The organism is Streptomyces sp. M-16, assembly GCF_052114405.1.
In the GTDB taxonomy this organism is placed as follows: domain Bacteria; phylum Actinomycetota; class Actinomycetes; order Streptomycetales; family Streptomycetaceae; genus Streptomyces.
Genome location: NZ_JBFRER010000091.1, coordinates 23,154 through 30,076, shown reverse-complemented (window position 1 = coordinate 30,076; position 6,923 = coordinate 23,154). Strand labels below are relative to the sequence as shown.

The window sequence follows — 6,923 nt, the reverse complement described above, 5'->3', positions numbered from 1 at the left end:
GGCCGGGGGCGTCGGGCGCGCAGCGGGGCCCCTGCTCCTGCGGGCCCCCCGCCACGGCCGGGGCGGCGGGGCCCGCGGGGGCGAAGGGCCGGACGGCGGCGCGGGACTCGGCGCCCCACGGCACCACGGCATCCGGCGGAACCCCGGCATCCGCCACGGCGCGCACCACCCCGCCCGGCAGGGCAACGGCATCCGGCGGCGCCACCCCACCCGGCTCGGCGCCCGGCGGGACCACCCCACCCGGCATTGCGCCCGGCAGGGCCACCGCACGTGCCGGGGCGGGCTGCGCCGGCGCGGCCGCCGCGGCGGGGACCACGGCGCCCAGCAGCATCGCGAGCACGGCGGCCAGGAGGCACCACACACGACGGCGGCGGGACACAGTGGGCGGCCTCTCACTTGCGCAAACAGGGGGACTCGTCCCGAAATGGTACGGGGAGGGGCACAAATGCGTTCGCCACCCGCCCGGCCCAGGTGAGATCCTCGACCAGGTATGTCTACTTCCTTCGCCGCCCTGCAGACGCTTCTCGGTGAGATCTCCCTCCGTGACGCGCACCGCCTCGGCCGCCGCCTCGAAGGCGCCCGCCGCATCCGCAAGCCCGAGGCCAAGCAGGCCGTGCTCGACGAGATCGCCGCGGAGGCCACCAAGGCCGCCGAGCGACTGGCCGGCCGTGCCTCGCGGATGCCGGAGGTCACGTATCCCGAGAACCTGCCCGTCAGCCAGAAGAAGGGCGAGATCGCCGAGGCGATACGCGACCACCAGGTCGTGATCGTCGCGGGCGAGACCGGCTCCGGCAAGACCACGCAGATCCCAAAGATCTGCATGGAGCTGGGGCGCGGTGTCCGGGGCATGATCGGGCACACCCAGCCCCGCCGGATCGCCGCCCGCACGGTGGCGGAGCGGATCGCGGAGGAGCTGAGGTCCGAGATCGGCCAGACGGTCGGCTGGAAGGTCCGGTTCACCGACCAGGTGGACCAGGACGCGACCTTCGTGAAGCTGATGACGGACGGCATCCTGCTCGCCGAGATCCAGACGGACCGCGAGCTGCGCGCCTACGACACGATCATCATCGACGAGGCGCACGAGCGGTCCCTGAACATCGACTTCCTGCTCGGTTACCTGGCGACGCTGCTGCCCAAGCGCCCCGACCTGAAGGTCGTCATCACCTCGGCGACCATCGACCCCGAGCGGTTCTCCCGGCACTTCGGGGACGCGCCGATCGTCGAGGTCAGCGGGCGGACGTACCCGGTGGAGGTCCGCTACCGGCCGCTGCTGGAGGAGGACTCCGAGGACGCCGACCGCGACCAGATCACCGCGATCTGCGAGGCCGTCGACGAACTCCAGGGGGAGGGGCCGGGCGACATCCTGGTGTTCCTCTCCGGCGAGCGCGAGATCCGGGACACGGCGGACGCGCTGGAGAAGCGCAAGCTCCGCTCCACCGAGGTGCTCCCCCTCTACGCCCGTCTCTCGCACGCCGAGCAGCACCGGGTGTTCCAGCAGCACACGGGCCGCCGGATCGTCCTGGCGACGAACGTCGCGGAGACGTCCCTGACGGTCCCCGGCATCAAGTACGTGATCGACCCGGGCACGGCCCGCATCTCGCGCTACAGCCACCGCACCAAGGTGCAGCGGCTGCCCATCGAGCGGATCTCGCAGGCCAGCGCCAACCAGCGCAAGGGCCGCTGCGGCCGTACCAGCGACGGCATCTGCATCCGGCTCTACTCCGAGGCCGACTTCACCGCCCGTCCGGAGTTCACGGACGCCGAGATCCTGCGCACCAACCTGGCGTCCGTCATCCTCCAGATGACCGCGGCGGGCCTGGGTGAGATCGAGAAGTTCCCCTTCATCGACCCGCCGGACCACCGCAACATCCGGGACGGCGTGCAGCTGCTCCAGGAGCTGGGCGCGCTGGACCCGGCCGAGAAGGACCACCGCAAGCGGCTCACCCCGATGGGCCGCCAGCTGTCCCAGCTGCCCGTGGACCCGCGGCTGGCGCGCATGGTGGTGGAGGCGGACAAGAACAACTGCGTCCGCGAGGTCATGGTGATCGCGGCGGCGCTGTCGATCCAGGACCCGCGCGAGCGGCCCTCGGACAAGCAGACGCAGGCGGACCAGAACCACGCCCGCTTCAAGGACGAGACGAGCGACTTCCTCTCGTTCCTGAACATGTGGCGCTACGTCCGCGAGCAGCAGAAGGAACGCGGCTCGTCGTCCTTCCGCCGGATGTGCAAGCAGGAGTACCTGAACTTCCTGCGCATCCGCGAATGGCAGGACATCTACTCGCAGTTGCGTACGGTCGCCAAGACGATGGGGATCCACGTCAACGAGGCGGACGGCTCCGAGACGAACATCCACATCTCGCTGCTGGCCGGCTTGCTGTCGCACATCGGCTTGAAGGACACCGACAAGAACGAGTACCTGGGCGCCCGCTCGGCCAAGTTCGCGATCTTCCCCGGCTCCTCCCTCTTCAAGAAGCAGCCGAAGTTCCTGATGTCGGCGGAGCTGGTCGAGACCTCGCGGCTGTGGGCGCGGGTGAACGCGAAGGTGGAGCCCGAGTGGGTGGAGCCGCTCGCGCAGCACCTGATCAAGCGCACGTACAGCGAGCCGCACTGGGAGAAGGACCAGGCGGCGGTGATGGCGTACGAGAAGGTGACCCTGTACGGGGTGCCGATCGTCGCCCAGCGGAAGATCAACTACGGCCGCATCGACCCCGAGGTCTCGCGGGAGCTGTTCATCCGAAACGCGCTGGTCGAGGGCGACTGGCGCACGCACCACAAGTTCTACGCCGACAACCGCAAGCTCCTCACCGAGGTGGAGGAGCTGGAGAACCGGGCGCGGCGCCGGGACATCGTGGTCGACGACGAGACCCTCTTCGACTTCTACGACCAGCGCGTCCCGGAGCACGTGGTCTCGGGGGCGCACTTCGACTCCTGGTGGAAGCACAAGAAGCGCGAGGAGCCCGAACTCCTCGACTTCGAGCGCGAGATGCTGCTCACGGAGAAGGCGGCCGGGGTCACCAAGGCCGACTACCCGGACAGCTGGCAGCAGGGCCGGCTGAAGTTCCGGGTGACCTACCAGTTCGAGCCGGGCGCGGACGCGGACGGCGTGACCGTCCACATCCCGCTCCAGGTGCTGAACCAGGTCACGGACGAGGGCTTCGACTGGCAGATCCCGGGGCTGCGCGAGGAGGTCGTCACCGAGCTGATCCGTTCGCTGCCGAAGCCGATCCGCCGGCACTACGTCCCGGCGCCGAACTTCGCGACCCGTTTCCTGGACACGGCCGTCCCCCTGCAGGAGCCGTTGCACGTGACGCTGGCGCGGGAGCTGCACCGGATGGTCGGGGTGCCGGTCTCGGCCGACGACTTCGACCTGACCCGGATCCCGGACCACCTGAAGATCACCTTCCGGATCGTCGACGAGCGGCGCAAGAAGCTCGCCGAGGACAAGGACCTGGAGGCCCTGCGGCTCTCCCTGAAGCCCAAGGCCCGCCAGGCCCTGTCCAAGGCCGCGGCGGCCACCGCCGAGCGGGCGGGCGGGGAGTCGCTGGAGCGCTCCGGGCTGACCGACTGGACGATCGGCACCCTGACCCGGGTGTTCGAGACCCGTCGGGCGGGCCAGCCGGTCAAGGCGTACCCGGCGCTGGTGGACGCGGGGACGAGCGTCTCCGTACGGCTCTTCGACACCGAGGCCGAGCAGCAGCAGGCCATGTGGCTGGGCACCCGGAGGCTGATCCTCCTCAACATCCCGGTGAACCCGGCGAAGTTCGCCTCGGACAAGCTCACCAACCAGCAGAAGCTGGCCCTGTCCCGCAACCCGCACGGCTCCATCCAGGCACTGTTCGACGACTGCGCCACGGCGGCGGCCGACAGGCTGATCGCCGACCACGGCGGCCCGGCCTGGGACGAGGCGGGCTTCCGGAAGCTCTACGACGCGGTGCGGGCCGACCTGGTGGACACGACCGTACGGACCGTCGCCCAGGTGCAGCAGGTGCTCGCCGCCTGGCAGGCGTGCGAGCGGCGGCTGAAGGCGACCAACAGCCTGGCCCTGATGGCGAACGTCGCGGACGTGAAGGCTCAGCTGGCGGCCCTGGTGCCGCCCGGCTTCGTGACCCTCGCGGGCCTGCGCCGGCTGCCGGACCTGATGCGGTACCTGGTGGCGGCCGACCGGCGGCTCCAGCAGATGCCGACGGGCGCCCAGCGCGACACCACGCGCATGCAGAAGGTCCACGAGATGCGGGACGAGTACCTGTGGCTGCTGGAGCAGTTGCCGAAGGGCCGCCCGGTGCCGGAGGCGGTCACCGAGATCCGCTGGATGATCGAGGAACTGCGGGTCAGCTACTTCGCCCACGCGCTCGGGACGGCCTATCCGATCTCCGACAAACGCATCGTGAAGGCGGTCGACGCCCTCGCCCCGTGATCCGGTTCGACCGCACCCCCTGACCTGCTGTACAGTGTCATTCGCAGCCGGGCAATCGGCCGCGAACGAGGACCTGTGGAGCAGTTGGTTAGCTCGCCACCCTGTCAAGGTGGAGGTCGCGGGTTCAAGTCCCGTCAGGTTCGCAGAAACGTCAGGGCCCGTATTCCGCAAGGGATACGGGCCTTGACGCGTTTCCGGGTACCGGCCCGGGGAGGGGCGGGGCACCCCTCGTGCCCGCATGATCACTCAGCCGATCGCGCGGCGGCTCCGAGTGGCCCTGAGGGCCCTTCAGCGGTCGCCGGGAGCCCCTCGCCGTCTTGCACCCCCCTCCCGGTCCCACGGGGCCTCCAGGGGCCTTCCAGTGGCTCGGGCTACACCTGTCACCCGGGAGGGCGGATTCCCCCGTCCGCGTGAGTCGCTCTGCGCCGGAGATCCCCTTACGGGGTGCATTGCCGGATGTACAAGAGTTATCAGCTGTGACGGGAGTCACCGCACGAGTTTTTGAGACCCGCACGTTTATCGGACTCCTACGCCCGCTCGATTTAATATGTGCAATGGCACCCATCCCGCCGGCGCCCCTGCGGCCGCGGGACGGCACCCCCTCCGGGCATAAAAAAGATCGCGCTGGACCCGGCGGAGTCCAGCGCGATCGACGGTGTGGCCTGTTGGGGCAAGCTCCACCGTATGAAGCCATGTGGGTTTCATCGGATTGGGGGACCCGATACGAACCCGTTTAAAGCAGTGGTGCTGCGGGACCTCAGGCCTCGCTGCGCTGCTGCGGAATTCCCGCGAGCAGTGCGCGAACCTCGGCCTCGCGGTAACGGCGGTGTCCACCCAGGGTGCGGATGGACGTGAGCTTGCCAGCCTTGGCCCAGCGGGTGACCGTCTTCGGGTCCACGCGGAACATCGTGGCAACCTCAGCCGGGGTCAGCAGCGGCTCGGCATCAGGGGTGCGAGCGGTCATGAGCGGCCTCCTCGGGAGAACCGAACCATCTCGGTTCTTTCCTCTAAATTCTGCACCTTGGCCCGCGTTGCCCGAAATGGACATACGCAGGCCGAGTCGGTTATAGGACGAACGGCTTGTCCTCGGCACTACAACTACACCATCCGTCCAGCCCCAAGGGCCAAACCGATGGAATTGCCCTCCGAGGTGTTCATCAGCGGCGGAAGCCGATGGACCGCCCCATAACGGACAGTCACCCCACTGTGACGATCAGTCACAGAGCGATCAGGAGTCGTCAGACCCCCCATAGAGTGCAATACCGAGCATTCCGCCCTTAGTTGGGCGGAAGGAACCCTCCCCGGACTCCTTGTCCTATTTTGGCACGAGGGTAGGGGAAGGGCGCAAGGGTGTAGATAGTGCGGTCCGTCACGCTTGGGCCAATGGCCCGTATCGGGACGTAGGTCCTGGAACTAAGACCCTAATGTGGTGATCAAGCCTCTGATCAGCCACTTGTACCCGATCGGCCGATGACAACCGATACGGGCGATACACGCCGCGTCCGAAAGGGGGTGCGGCCACCGTCACACGATGCCTCATCCGTCAGTTCGCGAACAGTCTCTCCCGCACCTTTCGCCAGCGCAGTGCCAGTTCGACGTACACCTGCGACGCCCCGTCGAGGTCTCCCGCCCGCAGCGCCGCGATCCCCTCCGCCAGATCGCGGGCCGACCGGTCCTGCGCCAGCGCGTCAGCGGGCAACGCGTGCAGCAGCCCGCCGTAGTCCAGTTCGACCATCGACCGGGGATGGAACTCCTCCAGCCAGCTGCCGACCTCCACCAGCCCCTCGGCCAGCGGCCCGTACCCCTCCGCCTGCCGCAGCGTCCGCAGCCCCCTGGCCAGGCGCCGCCGGGCCTGCACCATCGGCGTCCGGTAGCGCAGCCGTTCGCCCGGCAGGTACTCCCGCTCCTCGTCCGCCACCAGCACGAACCAGCGCAGCGGCACCTGCCACACCCCCGTGCGGATCCACGGGCGCGCGTCCGGGTTCCGTTCGCGCCACGCCTCGTACTCCTCGGCGGCCCGGCGGCGGGTCTCCGCCGGAAGGGCCGCGTCGAGGACCGGCAGGGGGAAGGAATCAGCCAGCTCCCGCAGCGCCAGCCAGCCGCGCAGCCGGGTCCGCCAGGGGCAGACCAGCAGCGACCCGTCCAGCTCCGTCGTGAAGGCGTCCGCACTCTCGTGCGCCGGGACCCCGACCACGGGCACGCGCACCAGATCGGAGAGGGACCGTCGCAGTTCGTCCTGGGCCGTCGGGGCCGTCCCGCGCCGGGCGTAGTCCGCCCAGTGGGTCCGCTCCGGCTCCGGGAAGGCCGCCAAGGGCTCGTAGACCCGCAGGTAGGAGGCGTACGGGACGACCGGCGCGGGGCGGGGGGAATCGTTCACGCTCTCGTACTCCCCCCATTTGGGGCTCGGTTCACCTCCGGGGCGCCCGATGCCTCGCCGGCCCGGCGCGGGCTGCGGCCCGGCCCCTTCCCGGCGGCCGGAAACCGGGGCCGGCCACACGGGAGTGTTCCG

Annotated in this window: 3 protein-coding genes, 1 tRNA gene and 1 pseudogene; 2 read left to right on the top strand and 3 right to left on the bottom strand. The window is 69.6% G+C overall.

The window, feature by feature from the left end; all coding sequences use genetic code 11:
- Positions 1 to 379: pseudogene (locus AB4039_RS30960) on the bottom strand (hypothetical protein); the annotation flags it as partial.
- Between the two features lie 111 nt (positions 380 to 490).
- Here AB4039_RS30960 and hrpA point away from each other — a divergent pair.
- Complete coding sequence (gene hrpA / locus AB4039_RS30955) at positions 491 to 4,414, top strand: ATP-dependent RNA helicase HrpA (RefSeq protein WP_442272335.1); 3,924 nt, start codon at positions 491 to 493, stop codon at positions 4,412 to 4,414.
- Between the two features lie 69 nt (positions 4,415 to 4,483).
- Positions 4,484 to 4,557, top strand: a tRNA-Asp gene (locus AB4039_RS30950).
- A gap of 614 nt (positions 4,558 to 5,171) precedes the next feature.
- Here AB4039_RS30950 and bldC read toward each other — a convergent pair.
- Positions 5,172 to 5,378 carry a developmental transcriptional regulator BldC gene (gene bldC / locus AB4039_RS30945; RefSeq protein ID WP_003949541.1) on the bottom strand — a complete coding sequence of 69 codons (207 nt, stop codon included), beginning with the start codon at positions 5,376 to 5,378 and terminating at the stop codon, positions 5,172 to 5,174.
- Positions 5,379 to 5,957: 579 nt separating this feature from the next.
- Positions 5,958 to 6,791 (bottom strand): hypothetical protein, encoded by an 834-nt coding sequence (locus AB4039_RS30940; protein ID WP_266840550.1) that lies wholly within the window; start codon positions 6,789 to 6,791, stop codon positions 5,958 to 5,960.
- Positions 6,792 to 6,923 lie beyond the last annotated feature (132 nt).

Excerpts from the sequence above, each read along its gene's own strand:
- hrpA (WP_442272335.1), top strand. The coding sequence starts at position 491 with ATGTCTACTTCCTTCGCCGCCCTGCAGACGCTTCTCGGTGAGATCTCC.
- bldC (WP_003949541.1), bottom strand. The coding sequence starts at position 5,378 with ATGACCGCTCGCACCCCTGATGCCGAGCCGCTGCTGACCCCGGCTGAG.